Below are 16,487 nucleotides of genomic sequence, written 5' to 3' on the forward strand. Positions count from 1 at the left end.
CAGCCGAGCACGTCTCCCCAGCCGAGCCCCGCTCACCGCCCGGCATCCCGGGCGGGTCCAGCTTCGCACACTACGATTCGTCTCGTGGCAGTCGTCGCCGGGCAATCCACCGTCGTCTCGACCCCGTCGGGCGACCTGCGCGGCGACACCGAGGGCGGCATCGCCGTCTGGCGCGGGGTTCCCTATGCCGAGCAGCCGGTCGGCGCGCGCCGCTTCCGGTCGCCGGAGCCCCTGGCGCCGTGGCAGGGGATACGGGACGCGACGGAGCACGGACCGCTGCCGCCGCAGACGAAGTCGTTCGTCGGCGGTGGCCGTGACGATCCCAAAGTGCGGGACGAGGCCTGCCTGACGCTGACGGTGTGGTCCCCGGACGCAGGCGCCTCGCTGCCGGTGATGGTGTGGATCCCCGGGGGCGCGTTCGTCTACGGAGCGGGACAGTTCCAGCTGTACAACGGTTCCCGGCTGGCCGCCAACGGCAACGTCGTCGTGGTCAACGTGACCTACCGGATCGGGGTATTCGGCGGCTTCGAGTTGAGCGATCTCGGCGACGGCTTCGACGACAACCTGGCGCTGCGCGATCAGATCGCCGCGCTGCGCTGGGTGCGGGAGAACATCGCGGCCTTCGGCGGCGATCCGAGCCGGGTCACGGTGTTCGGGGAATCGGCCGGAGGAACCTCGGTGCTGGCCCTGACGGGGGCGCCGTCGGCGGCCGGGCTGTTCCACCGGGCGATCGCGCAGAGCCCTGCGCTGCCGCTGATCGCCGACCGGGAGTACCGCGCTGCCAATGCCCACGAATTCCTGCGTCGCCTGGGTGTCGAACCCGCCGAGGTCAAGGCCCTTCCTCAGCGGCAGCTACGGCGCGCGGCGGGCATCCTGCAGCTCAAGAGCGCGGCGAACACCCCGACGCTGGCCTACGGTCTCACGCACGGAACGGAGCTGCTGCCCCACGATCCCGTGCAGGCCGCGCGCCTGGGGCTCACCGCCGGCGTGCCGCTGATCATCGGCACCAACAGCCACGAGGCGTCGATGTTCGCCTGGACCAAGCCCCCGATGTTGCCCACCACGCGAGAGTCGGTCAGCGGCTATTTCGCGCGGGTCGCACCCGAGGCCAAAAAAGCTGTCCTGCAGGCTTACCCGGAGTATCCCCGCCGCAGTGCGCTGCTGGCCATCGGTTCCGATGCGATGTTCGCGGGACCGGCCTGGGCGTTCGCCGATGCCTACAGCGTGTCCGCGCCGACCCGGATGTACCGGTTCGACCACTTCGGCCTGAGCCTGCGCATGCTCGGCCTCGGCGCAACGCACGGCAGCGAGATCGTGCACATCCACCACAGCTACGCATCTTTCGTCGGACGCAAGCTGCACCCGCTGGGTCGGCGTATCCAGCCGGGCGTCGGTCGGCGGATGCAGCGGGCGTGGCTGGACTTCGCGCGCGACACCGAAGACGTCGATGCGGAGCACTGGCCGCTCTACGAGCAACGCGAGCGGCTGACCCGCCTCATCACCACCACCCGGGACGTGATGACGGCCGATCCTGACGGCGCTCGGAGATCCGCTTGGGCTGCGGTGTACTAACCCGTGGCTGCGGCGAAGCGGCCGTCGGTGTAGTGGCGCAGTTTGTGGAGAAAGCTCTGGAACATCCGGCCCATCACCGGTCGTCCGACGAACAACCCGAGCCGGCCGGCGAGGCCGTTGGGTTTCATCGCCATGATCCAGGTCAGGTGGCAGCCCGTGGGGGTCGGTACCACGCGGTAGTCCTCGGCGAACGCCGAGATGCTTCCGGTGCTCGAGCTGTTGAACCGGAACGCCATGCGGGTGAACGGTTCCCACGCGAGGAACTCCTCGTGACCGGTGATGCCGCCGCGCATGTCCACAGTCCTGGTGGTGCCTACGCCGCGCGGCTCCGGACTGGTCCAGGTCACCTTGGTGATCACGCTGGCCCACTGCGGCCACGAGGTCTCGTCGGCGAGCACCTCGAAAAGCTGTTCGGGGCTGATCGCCAGGTCGACGGTGCTCACGAAGCGGTAGGGGGCGGAGTCGACGAAGCCGAGGTCGACGCGCTCACAGGGGTGCATGGCCATACACACTAGGCGACGGTGGTTGGTCTGCGTGGTCGGCCGGACGAAGGTGATGCCGCCCTCGGCGCGGGCCCCTCTAGACTGACCTGTCGGTTATCCATCGCGAAAGAGGAGCATTTGTGCTGCGCAGTCACACCGCCGGATCGTTGCGCGGGTCAGACGCCGGTCAGACGGTGACGCTGGCCGGCTGGGTGGCGCGTCGGCGCGACCACGGCGGCGTCATCTTCATCGACCTGCGCGACTCGTCCGGCGTGGCGCAGGTGGTGTTCCGCGACGGTGAGGTGCTGGCGCAGGCGCACCGGCTGCGCGCGGAGTTCTGCATCGCCGTCACGGGCGTCGTCGAGACCCGCCCGGAGGGCAACGCCAACCCCGACATCGCGACCGGCCAGGTCGAGGTCAACGCCTCCTCGCTGACGGTGCTGGGGGAGAGTGCCGCGCTGCCGTTCCAGCTCGACGAGACGGCGGGTGAGGAAGCTCGGCTGAAGTACCGCTATCTCGATCTGCGCCGCGACGGACCCGGGCAGGCGTTGCGACTGCGGTCGAAGGTGAACGCCGCGGCGCGCGGGGTGCTCGCCGAGCACGACTTCGTCGAGATCGAGACTCCGACGCTGACCCGGTCCACGCCGGAGGGCGCCCGCGATTTCCTGGTCCCGGCCCGGCTGCAGCCGGGCTCGTTCTATGCGCTGCCGCAGAGCCCGCAGCTGTTCAAGCAGCTGCTGATGGTGGCAGGCATGGAGCGCTACTACCAGATCGCGCGGTGCTACCGGGACGAGGATTTCCGCGCCGACCGCCAGCCCGAGTTCACCCAGCTGGACATGGAGATGAGCTTCGTCGACGCCGACGACGTCATCGCCGTGTCGGAGCAGGTGCTGCGGGCACTCTGGGCGCTGATCGGCTACGACCTGCCGCTGCCGCTGCCCCGGATCAGCTACGCCGACGCCATGCGCCGGTTCGGTTCGGACAAGCCCGATATGCGGTTCGGGCTCGAGTTGGTGGAGTGCACCGACTATTTCTCCGACACCCCGTTCCGGGTGTTCCAGGCGGACTACGTCGGCGCCGTCGTCATGCCGGGCGGGGCGTCGCAGCCGCGTCGCACCCTGGACGGCTGGCAGGAGTTCGCCAAGCAGCGCGGACACAAGGGATTGGCCTACGTGTTGGTCGGTGACGACGGCGAACTCGGCGGTCCGGTCGCCAAGAACCTGTCCGACGCCGAGCGGGCCGGGCTGGCCGCCCACGTGGGCGCGAGCCCGGGCGACTGCGTGTTCTTCTCGGCGGGGACAGCCAAGGCGGCGCGCGCCCTGTTGGGTGCCACGCGCATCGAAGTGGCCAAGCGCCTCGAGCTGATCGACCCGGCGGCGTGGGCGTTCACCTGGGTGGTGGACTGGCCGCTGTTCGAGCCGGCCGACGATGCCACCGCCTCCGGGGACGTCGCCGTCGGCTCGGGAGCCTGGACCGCGGTGCACCACGCGTTCACCGCGCCGAAGCCGGCGTCGCAGGAAACGTTCGACACCGACCCAGGCACCGCTCTGGCCGACGCCTACGACATCGTGTGCAACGGCAACGAGATCGGCGGGGGTTCGATCCGTATCCATCGCCGCGACATCCAGGAGCGGGTGTTCGCCATGATGGGCATAGCCCCGGATGAAGCCCAGGACAAATTCGGATTCCTGTTGGACGCCTTCACCTTCGGCGCGCCACCGCACGGCGGCATCGCGTTCGGGTGGGACCGCATCGTCGCCCTGCTCGCCGGCGTCGACTCGATCCGTGAGGTCATCGCGTTCCCGAAGTCCGGTGGCGGGGTCGACCCCTTGACCGACGCGCCCGCGCCGATCACCGCGCAGCAGCGCAAGGAGTCGGGAATCGACGCGAAGCCGGGTAAACCCGGCGCGTAGTCGACGCCGGCGCGGGTTTGCCACGGTACGATCCGCGCGTGCAGCCTGAATCGAAGCCGGCGGCGAACGACAAGCCTGAGAAGCCACACTCATCCCGAGCGCTGAACGCCACCGTGCTGACCACCCTGGCCGTGGTGATCGCGGTGTATGTCGGCGCGCTGGTGGGCTATCGGCTGCTGGAACAGCCGCCTCGCCCCTTCGAATTCACCGAGTCCTCGGTGATCGGAGAGACGGCGGTGATCATGCGACTGGGCAAGATAGAGACGGTCGAGAACAAGCTCACCGTCGACGTCCTCGTGCACCCGGATGTGGATGTACTCGGTACGGGGCCCGAGGCGGCCGCCAATCCGGTTGTGCGCCTGAGCTCGTGGACCGAGGACGGCGACCTGATCCACATGCACGACGACTTGAAGAGCAACGCCTCGACGGTCGAGCTCACGGCCGTGGGTGACCCCGACCACTGGCCGTTGGACACCTACGTCAGTAACACCATCGGCGTCGAGGTCTTCTACGGCGACGGCCCGAACCGCCGCAGTGTTCCGGCCGTCATCGTCGTCGCGGGCACGATCAACGGCTGGGACGTCGACAGCGACATGAAGACGCTGGCCGCTCCGTGGGGTCCGGTTCAGGCGGTGTCGTTTCACCTGGAGCGCACCCGCGGCGCGCACGCGGTCGATTTCGGGATTTTGCTCGTGCTCCTGGTGTTACCCGGAACCGCGTTGTTCGTGGCGATCGAGATGCTGCTGAACCGGCGCAAGTTCCTGCCGCCTTTCATCACCTGGTACGCGGCGATGCTGTTCGCAGTCGTGCCATTGCGCAACATCCTTCCGGGTGCGCCGCCGACGGGTGCGTGGATCGACGTGGCGGTGATCCTGTGGGTCTTGCTCGCGCTGTCCGCCGCGATGGTCGTCTTCCTGGCGGCCTGGTGGCGGCAGACCAGATCAGAGGAACAAACCCGGCCGAAGGTGTAGAGCTGGATCATGGCTGATTTCGACAAAGACAGACTGATCGCCGACACCGCGGCGCTCGACGAGTTCAACCGCAACATCGTCGAGGAGTTCCGCGCCAACGGCGGAAAGGTCGGCGGCCCGTTCGAGGGCGGCACGCTGCTACTGCTGCACACCACCGGCGCCAAGTCGGGCAAAACCCGGCTCTCTCCGCTGGCGTACCTGACGATCGACGACAGGATGCTGATCGTCGGGTCCTATGCCGGTGCCCCGAAACATCCGGCCTGGGTGCACAATCTGCGGGCTCATCCGCGGGCGTTCATCGAGATCGGCACCGAGGCCTACGATGTCGATGTCCGCGAACTGCCGGATGACGAACGCGACGCGATGTACCCGAAGCTGGTCGAACTCGCGCCGGTGTTCGCCGAATATCAGTCCAAGACGGCGCGGGCGATCCCGCTGTTCGAGCTCACCCGCGCCTGACCTGAACCCCGAGACGGTTACAGCCTTTCGATGATGGTGGCGTTCGCCATTCCGCCGGCCTCGCACATCGTCTGCAGGCCGTAGCGGCCGCCGCGCTGCGCCAGGGCGTTGACGAGGGTGGTCATGATCCGTGCGCCGCTGGCGCCGAGCGGGTGCCCGATCGCGATGGCGCCGCCGTTGACGTTCGTCCTGGCGAGGAGGTCGGAATCCGAGGCCCCGCCCAGCTCTTTCGCCCAGGACAGGACCACCGGGGCGAACGCCTCGTTGACCTCGAACAGGTCGATGTCGGACAGGGTCAGACCGGCTTTGCGCAAGACCTTCTCCGTCGCCGGAATGACGCCGGTGAGCATGTACAGCGGGTCCGAGCCGACCGCGACCGCGGTGTGGATCCGGGCCAACGGCCGCAGACCGAGCCGACGGGCTGTCGCACCGCTGGTGATCATCACCGCGGCGCTGCCATCCGACAGCGGTGACGAGTTGCCTGCGGTGATCTCCCAGCCGATCTGCGGGAACCGCGCGCCGATGGCCTCGTTGTAGAACGCGGGCCGCAAGCCGGCCAGCGTCTCGACGCCTGTGTCGGGACGGATGATCTCGTCGGCCGAAAGGCCGGCGATCGGAGCCAGCTCGGTGTCGAAGAGGCCGTCCTTGGTGGCTCGTGCGGCCTTCTGATGGCTCTCGGCGGAGAACTCGTCGAGCTGGGTGCGGGACAGGTTCCACTTCGCGGCGATCAGTTCGGCGCTGATGCCCTGGGCCACCAGCCCGTCGGGATAGCGGGCGCCCATGTCGAGGCCGAAGGGGTTGCTGCCGGGCAGCACCGACGAGCCCATGGGGACGCGGCTCATCGACTCCACCCCGGCGGCGACGACGATATCGTAGGCGCCGGCCAGGACGCCCTGGGCGGCGAAGCTGAGGGCCTGCTGGCTACTGCCGCACTGACGGTCGACCGTGGTGCCGGGAACGCTTTCCGGGAAACCGGCGCCCAGCAACGCATTCCGGGCGATGTTGACCGCCTGGTCGCCCACCTGGGTCACCGCACCGGCGATGACGTCGTCGATGTCGGCCGGATCAACCCCGGTGCGCTGTACGAGCTCGCGCAGGCTGTGAGCCAGCAGATCGGCAGGCAACACCTCGTGCAGTGCGCCACTGGCCTTGCCCTTACCGATCGGGGTTCGGACGGCACCCACGATGACGGCATCGCGGTCCTGATACGGCGTCACATGTTCAGCCATGATGGTCCTCCTCAGACTCGTCGCTGAGTACTACTCTCTATACTCAGATGTAACACCTAGGTTTAGTAACAACAACCCAGCTCGGGAGTGATCTACATGACAGTCCTGCAAGGACCGCTGATCGACCGCATGGCGTGGTCGGCGGTGGGTCGGTGTCCGATCGAGAAGACGATGGCACTGGTCGGCACCAAGTCGGCGATGCTGCTCATGCGGGAGGCCTACTACGGCACCACGCGCTTCGACGACTTCGCACGGCGCGTCGGCATCACCAAGGCCGCCGCGTCGACGCGGCTGTCCGAGCTCGTCGAGGTGGGGCTACTGACCAAACGTCCCTACCGGGAGCCCGGTCAGCGGGTCCGCGACGAGTACGTCCTGACCGAGGCGGGGACCGAGTTCATGCCCGTCGTATGGGCGATGTTCGAATGGGGACGCAAACACCTCGACGACACTCCGCTGCGCCTCACCCATCTCGGGTGCGGTGCACAGGCCGGCGTCGACATCGTCTGCGCCGAAGGGCATTCGGTACCGCCGGACGAACTCGGGGTGCGGATGGTCAGGAGGAGCGCCGACGGCGGCTCCTCCTGACCGGAGGCCGTCTACGCCAGGCCGGCGCGGAACTCCCTTGCGGCGCCCATGAGTTCCTCGACGCGCGACTTCTCGGCGGCGTTGCCGAACACGCCGTCCTTCTTGAAGTAGGTCCCGACGACCGCGCCGTCGGCGACGCTCAGTTGTGCCGCCACGTTGTCGGCGCGCACGCCGGTGTTGACGAACACCGGGACTTCGCCTGCCGCTGACTTGACCACGCGTACCGCCTCGGTGTCGGTCGGAGACCCTGCGGTGGCGCCCGACACGCAGATGGCGTCCGGTAGGGTCGCGAACACGGTGGTCCGGGTGATGGATGCCAGATCGCGGCCGGCCAGATACTGAGCCGACTCCGGGACGATGTTGAACAGCAGCTTCACGTGAGATCCGCCGACCCTGGCCCGGTGGCGCGCGGTCTCGCCGACGTTGGTGTCCCACAACCCGAAATCGCTGGCGTAGACACCGGTGAAGATCTCGCGAACGAACTTCGCCCCGGTGGCCACAGCGAGATCGATCGAGGCGCGACCGTCCCACAACACGTTGACGCCATAGGGCACCGAGATGTCGGGCAGGAGTTCGCCGATGATCCGGGCCATCGTGATCGCGGTGATCGGTTCGGTCTTGGTCAGGTACGGCAGGCTGAACTCGTTGCTGACCATGACCCCGTCGACGCCGCCGCTCTGCAACGCCTCCAGTTCGGTGCGCGCCCGGTTGACGACGGCCGCGATACCTCCTGCGGAGTCGTAGCCGGGGTCACCGGGCAGAGCGCTGAGGTGGAGCATGGCGATGACGGGTTTCGTGACGTTGAAAACCTCGTCGAGCCAGGTGGTGGTCACTGCGTGCCTTTCTCTTTTGTGATGCGTGGGAAGCGTTCTCGATCGGTCAGTCCATGTATGCGCCGCCGTTGACGGCAAGTGCCTCACCGGTGATGAAGCGCGCGTCGTCGGAGAGTAGGAACGCCACGGCGCGGGCGACGTCGTCGGCCTGTTCCAGGCGTCCCAGCGGCGTGTCGGCGATCATCATCGCCCGCACACCGTCGGGCGTGGTGCCGCGAAGCTCGGCTTCCCACTGCAACTCCCGCGACTGCATGGGGGTTTCGACAAAGCCCGGGCACACGCAATTGACGGTGATGCCGTGCTCGCCGAGCTCGTAGGCCATCGCCTGGGTCAGTCCCACCACGCCGAACTTGGATGCGACGTAGTCCGACAGGAACGGCACCCGGCCCTGCTTGCCCGCCATCGACGCCGTGTTGACGATCGTTCCACCGACACTGGATCGGACCATCTCCCGGGCGGCCGCCTGACCGCACACGAACACGCCTTTGAGGTTGACGTCGAGGGTCTGCTGGTACCGCTCGATGGGCGCATCGAGGAAACGGTGCATGAACGAGATGCCCGCATTGCTCACCCACGCGTCGAGCCCGTGCCGTTCGGCGATGTCGGAGGCCACCCCTGCCGCGGCCTCGGGTGAGGTGACGTCCAGCATCGTCGACTCGTGCCCTGCCCCCGGAAGGCCGGCCGCGACCTCACGTGCGGCGGCGCCATCGACATCGGTGACGACGACCCGCCAATCCCGTTGTGCGAGAAGGGTGGCAATGGCGCGTCCGATGCCGGATCCCGCGCCGGTCACCACGACTGTTCTGGTCATCAGTGGCTGCACCTCATCAGTGATTACGTCCTATCTGTTGTTCGAACCAACGAGGCGTTGGCCGGTGGTGGGGTCGAAGAGATGGGTGGCACCCGGTCTGACGGCCAGGTCGACCGCGGTGCCCTCGGTGATTCCGGCCAGACGCGAGGACTCCACCACGCTGGTGAGTGTGGTGCCCCGGGCCTCGATCGTGACGATGGCGCGGGGGCCGAGGTGTTCGATCAGGGACACCCGCGCGGCCGCGTCGTCCTCGGACAGCGTGGGCAGCAGGTCATCCGGCCGGACACCGAGCGTCACCGGACCGCGACCGGCGTCCGCATCGACGGTGAGCGTGAAACCGCTGGGGAGCGTGAACGTCTCACCCGAGAGCTCGCCGTCGACAAGGTTCATCTTCGGGCTTCCGACGAAGGCGGCGACGAAGGTGTCTGCCGGCGTGCCGTAGACCTCCTGTGGCGTGCCCTGCTGGGCGATCTTCCCGTCGCGCATCACGACCATCCGGTCGGACAGCGTCATCGCCTCTTCCTGGTCGTGGGTGACATAGACCGACGTGATACCCAGTCGCCGCTGGATCTGCAGCAGCTCGGTTCTGGTCTCGACGCGAAGCTTGGCGTCCAGATTGCTCAGCGGCTCGTCGAACAGGAACACCGACGGCTCCCGGATGATGGCCCGCCCGATGGCCACCCGTTGTTGCTGGCCGCCGCTGAGGTCCTTGGGTTTGCGGTTCATCAGCTTGCCCAGGCCAAGGGATTCGCCGATCTCGGTGGCGCGGGTCACGGCGGCACGTCGCGGGGTCCTGTTGGCGCGCAACGGGAAAGCGATGTTCTCCAGCACGCTCAGGTGCGGGTACAGGGCGTAGTTCTGGAACACCATCGCGATATCACGCTCGCGCGGCTGCAGATTCGTGATATCGCGGTCACCGATGGTGATGGTGCCGGAGGTTACCGTCTCGAGGCCGGCCAGCATCCGCAGCGAGGTGGACTTGCCGCAGCCGGACGGGCCGACCAGCACGGTGAACGAGCCGTCGGGGAGCTCCAGATCGAGGTCACTGACGACGGCGGCGTCTCCGTACGACTTGTTGACGCCGGCGAATCTGACGGTTGCCATGAAAGCGTTTACCTTCTCCTAGAACTTCACCGCGCCGCCGCTGATGCCCTGCACCAGCTTGCGTTGGATGAAGAAGCTCGCGATGACGACGGGAACGACCGCGATGAGGATCGCCGCGCTCATCGAGCCGATCTGTACCCCGCGGAATGTGTTGAACCCTGCGATGGCGACCGGCAGGATAGCGGCCTTGCCCGGGGCCAGGATGAGTCCGTAAAACAGGTCGTTCCACGACAGCGTGAACCCGAAGATGGCCGCGGCGCCGATGCCGGGCAGGACCTGGGGCAGTACCACCAGCCGGAACGCAGCGAACCGGCTGAATCCGTCGACCTGTGCCTGCTCCTCCAGGGAGCGGGGAACCGCCTCGAAGAACCCGATCAGGAACCAGGTGACCACGGGCAGAACGAAACTCAAATGCGCGAAGATCACCGGGACCAGCGTGTCGGTCAGCCGCAGCGCATAGGCCATCGTCAGGAACGGAAAGACCAGCACCGCCGGGGGCAGCACCTGGGCGGCGAGCATGCCGAAGCGGGTGAGCGTGCCGCCCGCCCGGAATCGCGCGATCGCGTACGCGCCCATGCTGCCCACGACCACGCTGAGGCCGACGGTCACCAGCGCCACCAGTGCGCTACGGCCCGCAGCGGACAGGATGTCCGAGTCCAAGACGTTGCGCCACGCCGTGAAATCCGGCGCGAAGGCGACCAGGAACGGATCATTGAGTTGGACAGGTGTTTTCACGCTCGCCAAGGCGATCCAGACGATCGGGAACAGCACCGTGATGCCGGCCGCCCACAGCAGTGTCACCCGCAACGCGGTGACCAGGGAAGAACGGTTCATCGCGCTCCGGCCCTCCTCGTTCTCTCCATCCGGCGGAACGCGATGACGATCACGGCCAGCACCAGAATCAGGACCACGAACGCCATCGACGACGCCGACCCGAGCCGGAAGAACTGAATCCCGGTCTGGTAGATGAAGTACTGCAGCGTCTCGGTTTCGGTGCCGGGACCACCGCGGGTGGTGGCGAACACGTACTCGAACACCTTCATCGCGTCGAGGCTGCGCAGCAGGATCGCCACCACGAGCACGGGAGCCAGCAGCGGCAGGATCACCCGGCGCAGCACATACAGCCCGCCCGCGCCGTCCACCCGCGCGGCGTCCAGTGGCTCCTTGGGAATCGATTCCAGGCCGGCGAGCAGCAGCAGCACCATGAACGGCGTCCACTGCCACACGTCGATGAACGCCAGCGTGTACAGGGCGCGGCCGGGGCCGAAGAAGTCGTAGTCGACCCCGATCGTGCGCAGCATCGCCGGGATGGCCCCGAGTTGGTCGTTGAGCAGGAACCGGAACGTCAGCCCGACCGCGATCGGGGTGATGAACATCGGCGCCAGCAGCATCGACCGGGTGAGATCCCGTGCCCAGCGCTGCTTCTGCAGTGCCAACGCAATAGCGAGCCCGATCACCAGCTCGAAGCCGACGGCGACCACGACGTAGAGCGCGGTGGTTCCGAAGGCGTGCCAGAACGACCCGTCGGCGAACGTGGCCAGGTAGTTGTCGGCGCCCACCACCGCGGGCGCTCCCCGGTCGGTCAGCTTGTAGTCGGTGACGCTCAGGTAGGCCGCGTAGACCAGAGGGAAACCGACCACCCCGACGAAGAGGGCAACGAGGGGGGCGACCATACCGTGCTGAAATTTCAGAGGGGATTTCACGGCAGGTCTTCGCTCCTTTCGCGGGGTGGTCGGTTTCCGGATGGGGGGCGTCAGCCCTGGATCTTCTCGGCCTCGGCCTGCGCGGCGGCCAGTGCGTCGTCGACGCTCTTGGTGCCGGCCACCGCCTCGTTGAGCTCGGTGCCGACGGCCTGGATCATCTCCTCGCCGCTCGGGCCCTGGCTCAGCGGAGCCGAATTGGCGAGGAGCTGCTCCACCGTCTGGTAGTACTCGGCGCCGAACTTGCCGCCCCGCGCCGCCAGGTCGGCCAGCGTGCTCTTGCGGATGGCCGCGCCGCCCTTCTCGGTGCGTGCGACGTCGTTGGACTTGGCCGTGATCCAGGAGACGAAGGCCCACGCCGCATCGGGAGTCGCGGAGTTGGCCGGGATCGCCCAGCTCCAGGAGCCGAGGACCTGCTTGCCGCCGGGGATGGTGGCCAGCTTGACCTTGCCTGCGGCCGGCCCCGAGCCGGGCTCGTTGAGCGCGGGCAGCTGCCAGTTGTAGTTGATCATCGATGCCGACTGGTTGGCCGACACCGAGCGCTGGGCCTCGTCCATGCTCCAGTTCAGGCTGTTGGCCGGTGCGGCGTTGCGGTAGGTGTCGATGTACGCCTCGAGGGCCCGCTTGGCCTCGGGGGTGTTCAGGGTGACTTTCCCGTCCGCGTCGTAGATCGATCCGCCGGCCGCGAAAAGCCAGTTACCCCACTCCTCGAAGATCTTGTAGCCGCGCTGAGGTTGCATCGCGATGCCTGCGCGGTCCGCCGTCTTGAGCGCCTTGCTCGTGCTGACCAGTTCGTCGAGCGTGGTGGGCACCTGCTGGTTGGCTGCCGCGAGATCGTCGGAGTTGTAGAGGTATCCGAGCGCGTAGTTGTAGAACGGCACGCCGTAGTGGGCGCCGTCGACCTCGGTGATGTCGGTCAGGGGCGTGAAGAAGTCGGCGGCGTCGTAGTCCGGCGTGCTGTCGATGCGGGCATCCAGCGGCTGGAGGAACTCCGCGTTCGCGAAGTCGACCATCCAGGGGTTGTCGACGACGATGAGGTCGTACGTCGGCGATGACGACTGGAACGACGACACCAGCTTGTCGCGCATCTGGTCGTAGGTCAGCGACTCGATATTGATGTCGATGTCGGGGTATTGCTTGTTGAAGTCGGCGACCATCGACTGCACGATGTCGGTGTCCGGCACGTTCTCCATGAGGATCCGGACCGTGCCCGAGGTGTCAGCGGCGACTTCACCGGATCCGGTGGCTTCGGCCTGCTCGGGGCCGCCGCTGCCTGCGCATGCCGACAGCACCAGCGCGAGGATGGCGAAGAGCGCGAGAAAGGCGGAACGGGCGGTGGTCCCGCGCCGCCCTGGAGTGGGACACTTTGCGAATCTCATTACAGTGCTGTTCCTTTCATCGGGTGGTGCGGGCGATTGCATGAGAGATGGGGGTCATCGCGGCGCCCAGGTCGCGCCAGGTCGCGTAGGCTGTGTCGTAGGCGTCGCGGCGCGCGGGATCCGGGGCGTAGGGGGTGTCCAGGGTGATGAACCGTGCGGCGTCCGACCAGTCGTCGAGTGCACCGACGCCGATGGCGGCGATCACCGCTGCGCCGAGTGAGGCGCCGGGGTGACCGCGGACCGGGTGCATCTCGAGCCCGAGCACATCGGCGTGAATCTGCTTCCACAGCGTGGATTTGGAGCCGCCATTGGTGATCATCACCCGGGTGAGAGGCACTCCGATCTCACCGAAGACGTCGACGTGGTGGCGGAACCCGAAGGCGATCGCCTCCAGGACCGAGCGGTACATGTCGGCCCGGGTGTGCCCGAGATGCATGCCCGCGAAGACACCCCGTAGATCCGGGTCGTGCAGCGGGCTCTTCTCGCCGAGGAAGTACGGCAGACACAGCACTTCGGCCGGGCGGCGGTCGGCCGCTTCGTCGTCGAGCGTGGTGAGCTCGACGCTGCCCGGACCGCCGATCAGCGCCTGGAACCACCGGATGAGGCTGCCGCTGGTGGCCATGCAGCCGTTGGGTAGCCAGTGGCCCGGCACCGGGTGAGCGTCCAGGTACAGCCGTTCGTCGACGACCTTGGTGTCGCTGGCGACCAGGATGTCGCCTGCGCCACCGAGTTTCACCAGCGCATCGCCGGGGTTGTTGACCCCGGCCGCGAATGCCGACAGCACATGATCGGCGCCGCCGACCACCAGCGCGGTGCCGGGCCGCAGGCCCGTGGCCTCGGCGGCGCGCCGGCTCAGCTCGCCGACCCGGGTGCCGGGCCGCAGGACCTGGGGGAGCGTGCCCGGGTCGAGCGCCGCGGCGTTGAGCACCGCGTCTGCGCTGTCGCCGTCGACGGTGAACAGTCCGGACTCCAAGGCCCAGTTCTGTTCCACGTGGACCGGCGCGCCCAGCGCGGACAGCACCCAGTCGTAGGAGCCCACCCAGTGCGCGGTGCGTGCGTAGACGTCGGGTTCGTGCTCACGTAGCCAGACCGTGGTGGGGGCCACCGACTGCTGGGTCAGCGCCGATCCGGTCAGCGTGACGAGGTCGACCGTCGACAGGTTCTCGGCGAGCGCGGTCACCTCGCGGTGTGCGCGGGCATCGTTCTGGAGTATGGCCCGCCGCAACGGGTTTCCGTCGCCGTCGACGGCTATGACTGCGGGGACCATGCCCGAGGTGGCGATGGCCGCGACGAGTTCGGGCGCGATCCCGGTGGTGCTCAGCACCTCCCGGATCGATCCGATGACGTTGTCGTACCACTGCCCGGTGTCGGCTTCTGCGAAGCCGGGGGCCGGCGAGTGCAACGCGTTCTCTCTGCTCGCTGTCGCCACGATGCCACCGGTCGTGTCCAGCAGCACCGTCTTGGTTCCGGTGGTGCCGATGTCGATGCCGACGGTGTAGCGGCTCATCGGGCCTGCCCGCTTGCCTCGGCGGAGGGGGAGAGCGACGTGGCCTGTCCGGCAACGCAGATGACCTCGACACCGACGCCGCGGGCGGCAACCAGAGCCGGATGGTCCGGTGGGCCGTCGCTGACGATGGTGTGGATCTGGGCCAGCGCGGAGATGCTGACGAAGGTCACCCGGCCCAACTTGCTCTTGTCCGCGGCGACGATCACGCGGTCGGCGCGCCGGCTCGCCGCTCGCTTCACCCGGCTCTCGGCCTGGTGATAGTCGGAGATCCCGCGGTCGCTGTCGATGCCCGCGACACCCATCACGTAGGTGTCGCAGTTGTAATTGTTCAGCGTGTCCTCGGCGCTCGGGCCGATCAGGCTCAGTTCCCCCGCCCGTAGTTCGCCGCCGGTGAGGACGACGGTGGTGTCGGGTTCGTCGACCAGGGCGAGCGCGGCGAGAACGCTCGGGGTGACGACCGTCAGGCCCAGACCACGGCCCTTCAACGACTTGGCGACGGCCAGTGCGGTGCTGCCGGAGTCCAGGATGAGTGTCTCGTTGCGGCCGATCAGGTCGGCGACGACATCGGCGATGTGGATCTTCTCCTGGGCGGCGTCGGCCATCCGGGTCGCGAACGACGGCTCGGTGTCCTTGCCCTGCACCGCGATCGCGCCACCGACCACGCGGCGCAGAACGCCGAGGACCTCCAGGGCCTCGACGTCACGCCTGATCGTCATCTCGGACACGTCGAACTCCGCTGCCAGATCGGCGAAGTTGATCTCCCGGGCAGAACGTACGCGCTGCTCGATGCGATCCCGACGGGTTCTCACATCCACAGCCATCCGCGCCTTATCTGTTGAAAATTCACAGAAATCCCTGCTGCTCGCTCGGTAATCAGGCGTCCGCGTGAACTGCTGGTGTGAATCTATAACAGGATTGTGTGCGATGCCCACATTTGGCGGTCACTTGTTCATTTCCCGTGCAGAAGACGGTTAAGTTGCGCCGGTGCTCCACTTGCGAGTCATCGCCCCGACCGACCTGCGCGACGACGTGCTGGCGGTGTTGCGCGCCGAGGTCGGGGTCGCCAACATCGCGCTGCACGCCGATGCCGCACTGGAACCCGCGGGCGACGAGATCACCGCGGACATCGCCCGCGAATGTGCCAACGGCGTCATCAAGGACTTGAAAGAGCTCGACATCCAGCACCGGGGCGCGATCACGCTCGAAGTTCTCGACACCATCCTCTCGACCAGGGCGCACCGCGCCGAGGACGAGGCCGAGGGAGATCCCGCCGATGCGGTGGTCTGGGACGAGCTCATCGGCCGCACGCGGGAAGAGGCCACCCTGTCGGTCACCTTCGTCCTCTTCCTGACGCTGGCCTGCCTGCTCACCGCCATCGGGGTGGTGACCGATTCGACGGTCACGATCGTGGGAGCGATGGTGCTGGGGCCCGAGTTCGGTCCGCTGGCGGCGCTGTCGGTGGCACTGGTGCAGCGGCGCACAACCCTGGCGCGGCGTGCCGCACTGGCGCTCGCTGTCGGGTTTCCCATCGCGATGGGAATCACCGCCATCGCCACCTGGGTCGCCGAGTCCCTCGGCTGGATCACGCTCGACAGCGTGGCTCACGTCGAGGAGGTCGACTTCATCTTCCAGGTGGGCCCGGTGTCGTTCGTGGTGGCGCTGCTCGCCGGTGCGGCGGGGATGCTCTCGCTCGTCTCGGCCAGGTCGGCCGGGCTCGTAGGTGTCTTCATCTCCGTCTACACCGTGACCGCGGCCGGGTTCGCAGTCGTCGCCGCGACGGTCGGAGCGTGGGACGTGGCAGCGAAATCGGCACTTCAACTCGTGGTCAATCTGGTGGGCATCGTCGTCGCGGGGGTGCTCGTCCTGGTGCTGCGCCCGCGTGGTCGTCTGGGGCCGCGTTCAGCGCGCAAGTAGACGGACGCGATCTGCGTCGCACTGTCCG

16 protein-coding genes are annotated in these 16,487 nt (G+C 67.6%); 6 read left to right on the forward strand and 10 right to left on the reverse strand.

The features are described from left to right. Positions 1-84: 84 nt before the first annotated feature. A complete protein-coding gene (locus EL337_RS12185; RefSeq protein WP_048634822.1) occupies positions 85-1,572 on the forward strand; it encodes a carboxylesterase/lipase family protein in 1,488 nt (495 codons plus the stop codon). Here the strand turns inward: EL337_RS12185 and EL337_RS12190 are convergent. After that, the gene (locus EL337_RS12190) at positions 1,569-2,078 is read right to left on the reverse strand and encodes an SRPBCC family protein (RefSeq protein WP_048634823.1); all 510 of its coding nucleotides are present in this window, start codon (positions 2,076-2,078) and stop codon (positions 1,569-1,571) included. The two genes, EL337_RS12185 and EL337_RS12190, sit on opposite strands and share 4 nt — an antisense overlap. Positions 2,079-2,194: 116 nt before the next feature. Between EL337_RS12190 and aspS the strand changes: the two genes are divergently transcribed. From aspS to EL337_RS12205, 3 genes are read left to right on the forward strand one after another with little or no spacing between them, the layout of a single operon-like run. Next, entirely contained in the window at positions 2,195-3,967 is a 1,773-nt protein-coding gene (gene aspS, locus EL337_RS12195) for an aspartate--tRNA ligase (protein WP_048634824.1), read from the forward strand. A 38-nt stretch (positions 3,968-4,005) separates the two neighbouring features. Continuing rightward, positions 4,006-4,938, forward strand: a complete 933-nt coding sequence (locus EL337_RS12200) for a DUF8686 domain-containing protein (protein WP_048634825.1) — start codon at positions 4,006-4,008, stop codon at positions 4,936-4,938. Between the two features lie 9 nt (positions 4,939-4,947). Then, positions 4,948-5,397: a nitroreductase family deazaflavin-dependent oxidoreductase gene (locus tag EL337_RS12205; RefSeq protein ID WP_048634826.1), complete on the forward strand. Its 450-nt coding sequence runs from the start codon at positions 4,948-4,950 to the stop codon at positions 5,395-5,397. Between the two features lie 17 nt (positions 5,398-5,414). Here the strand turns inward: EL337_RS12205 and EL337_RS12210 are convergent, their stop codons facing one another. Continuing rightward, complete coding sequence (locus EL337_RS12210) at positions 5,415-6,626, reverse strand: thiolase family protein (protein WP_048634827.1); 1,212 nt, start codon at positions 6,624-6,626, stop codon at positions 5,415-5,417. Positions 6,627-6,722: 96 nt separating this feature from the next. On the opposite strand from EL337_RS12210, the gene EL337_RS12215 reads away from it, so the two are divergent. Next, a complete protein-coding gene (locus tag EL337_RS12215) occupies positions 6,723-7,211 on the forward strand; it encodes a winged helix-turn-helix transcriptional regulator (protein WP_048634828.1) in 489 nt (162 codons plus the stop codon). Positions 7,212-7,222: 11 nt separating this feature from the next. Here EL337_RS12215 and EL337_RS12220 read toward each other — a convergent pair whose 3' ends face one another. From EL337_RS12220 to EL337_RS12255, 8 genes are all read right to left on the reverse strand, one after another. Next, positions 7,223-8,044, reverse strand: a complete 822-nt coding sequence (locus tag EL337_RS12220) for a BtpA/SgcQ family protein (protein WP_048634829.1) — start codon at positions 8,042-8,044, stop codon at positions 7,223-7,225. A gap of 46 nt (positions 8,045-8,090) precedes the next feature. Then, entirely contained in the window at positions 8,091-8,855 is a 765-nt protein-coding gene (locus EL337_RS12225) for an SDR family NAD(P)-dependent oxidoreductase (protein ID WP_048634853.1), read from the reverse strand. A gap of 30 nt (positions 8,856-8,885) precedes the next feature. After that, positions 8,886-9,959: an ABC transporter ATP-binding protein gene (locus EL337_RS12230; RefSeq protein ID WP_048634830.1), complete on the reverse strand. Its 1,074-nt coding sequence runs from the start codon at positions 9,957-9,959 to the stop codon at positions 8,886-8,888. An 18-nt stretch (positions 9,960-9,977) separates the two neighbouring features. Next, the gene (locus EL337_RS12235; protein ID WP_048634831.1) at positions 9,978-10,793 is read right to left on the reverse strand and encodes a carbohydrate ABC transporter permease; all 816 of its coding nucleotides are present in this window, start codon (positions 10,791-10,793) and stop codon (positions 9,978-9,980) included. Then, entirely contained in the window at positions 10,790-11,650 is an 861-nt protein-coding gene (locus EL337_RS12240; protein ID WP_048634854.1) for a carbohydrate ABC transporter permease, read from the reverse strand. Before EL337_RS12240 ends, EL337_RS12235 begins: the two co-directional genes overlap by 4 nt. Positions 11,651-11,712: 62 nt before the next feature. Then, positions 11,713-13,038, reverse strand: coding sequence for an ABC transporter substrate-binding protein (locus EL337_RS12245; protein ID WP_048634832.1), 1,326 nt, complete (start codon positions 13,036-13,038; stop codon positions 11,713-11,715). Positions 13,039-13,054: 16 nt separating this feature from the next. After that, positions 13,055-14,545, reverse strand: a complete 1,491-nt coding sequence (locus tag EL337_RS12250) for an FGGY-family carbohydrate kinase (protein ID WP_048634833.1) — start codon at positions 14,543-14,545, stop codon at positions 13,055-13,057. Then, a complete protein-coding gene (locus EL337_RS12255; RefSeq protein WP_048634834.1) occupies positions 14,542-15,366 on the reverse strand; it encodes a DeoR/GlpR family DNA-binding transcription regulator in 825 nt (274 codons plus the stop codon). The genes EL337_RS12250 and EL337_RS12255 overlap by 4 nt, the downstream gene beginning before the upstream one ends. Before the next feature lie 208 nt (positions 15,367-15,574). Here EL337_RS12255 and EL337_RS12260 point away from each other — a divergent pair, with 208 nt between their 5' ends. After that, positions 15,575-16,459, forward strand: coding sequence for a DUF389 domain-containing protein (locus EL337_RS12260; protein WP_370737215.1), 885 nt, complete (start codon positions 15,575-15,577; stop codon positions 16,457-16,459). Positions 16,460-16,487 lie beyond the last annotated feature (28 nt).

The sequence above is a fragment of the Mycolicibacterium aurum genome (assembly GCF_900637195.1).
In the GTDB taxonomy this organism is placed as follows: Bacteria; Actinomycetota; Actinomycetes; order Mycobacteriales; family Mycobacteriaceae; genus Mycobacterium; species Mycobacterium aurum.

What these genes read in the sequence shown, in the direction of transcription:
- EL337_RS12255 (WP_048634834.1), bottom strand. Translation starts at nt 15,366, where the DNA reads ATGGCTGTGGATGTGAGAACCCGTCGGGATCGCATCGAGCAGCGCGTA.
- EL337_RS12250 (WP_048634833.1), bottom strand. Translation starts at nt 14,545, where the DNA reads ATGAGCCGCTACACCGTCGGCATCGACATCGGCACCACCGGAACCAAG.
- EL337_RS12210 (WP_048634827.1), bottom strand. Translation starts at nt 6,626, where the DNA reads ATGGCTGAACATGTGACGCCGTATCAGGACCGCGATGCCGTCATCGTG.
- EL337_RS12230 (WP_048634830.1), bottom strand. Translation starts at nt 9,959, where the DNA reads ATGGCAACCGTCAGATTCGCCGGCGTCAACAAGTCGTACGGAGACGCC.
- EL337_RS12205 (WP_048634826.1), top strand. Translation starts at nt 4,948, where the DNA reads ATGGCTGATTTCGACAAAGACAGACTGATCGCCGACACCGCGGCGCTC.
- EL337_RS12245 (WP_048634832.1), bottom strand. Translation starts at nt 13,038, where the DNA reads ATGAGATTCGCAAAGTGTCCCACTCCAGGGCGGCGCGGGACCACCGCC.
- EL337_RS12235 (WP_048634831.1), bottom strand. Translation starts at nt 10,793, where the DNA reads ATGAACCGTTCTTCCCTGGTCACCGCGTTGCGGGTGACACTGCTGTGG.
- EL337_RS12190 (WP_048634823.1), bottom strand. Translation starts at nt 2,078, where the DNA reads ATGGCCATGCACCCCTGTGAGCGCGTCGACCTCGGCTTCGTCGACTCC.
- EL337_RS12215 (WP_048634828.1), top strand. Translation starts at nt 6,723, where the DNA reads ATGACAGTCCTGCAAGGACCGCTGATCGACCGCATGGCGTGGTCGGCG.
- EL337_RS12225 (WP_048634853.1), bottom strand. Translation starts at nt 8,855, where the DNA reads ATGACCAGAACAGTCGTGGTGACCGGCGCGGGATCCGGCATCGGACGC.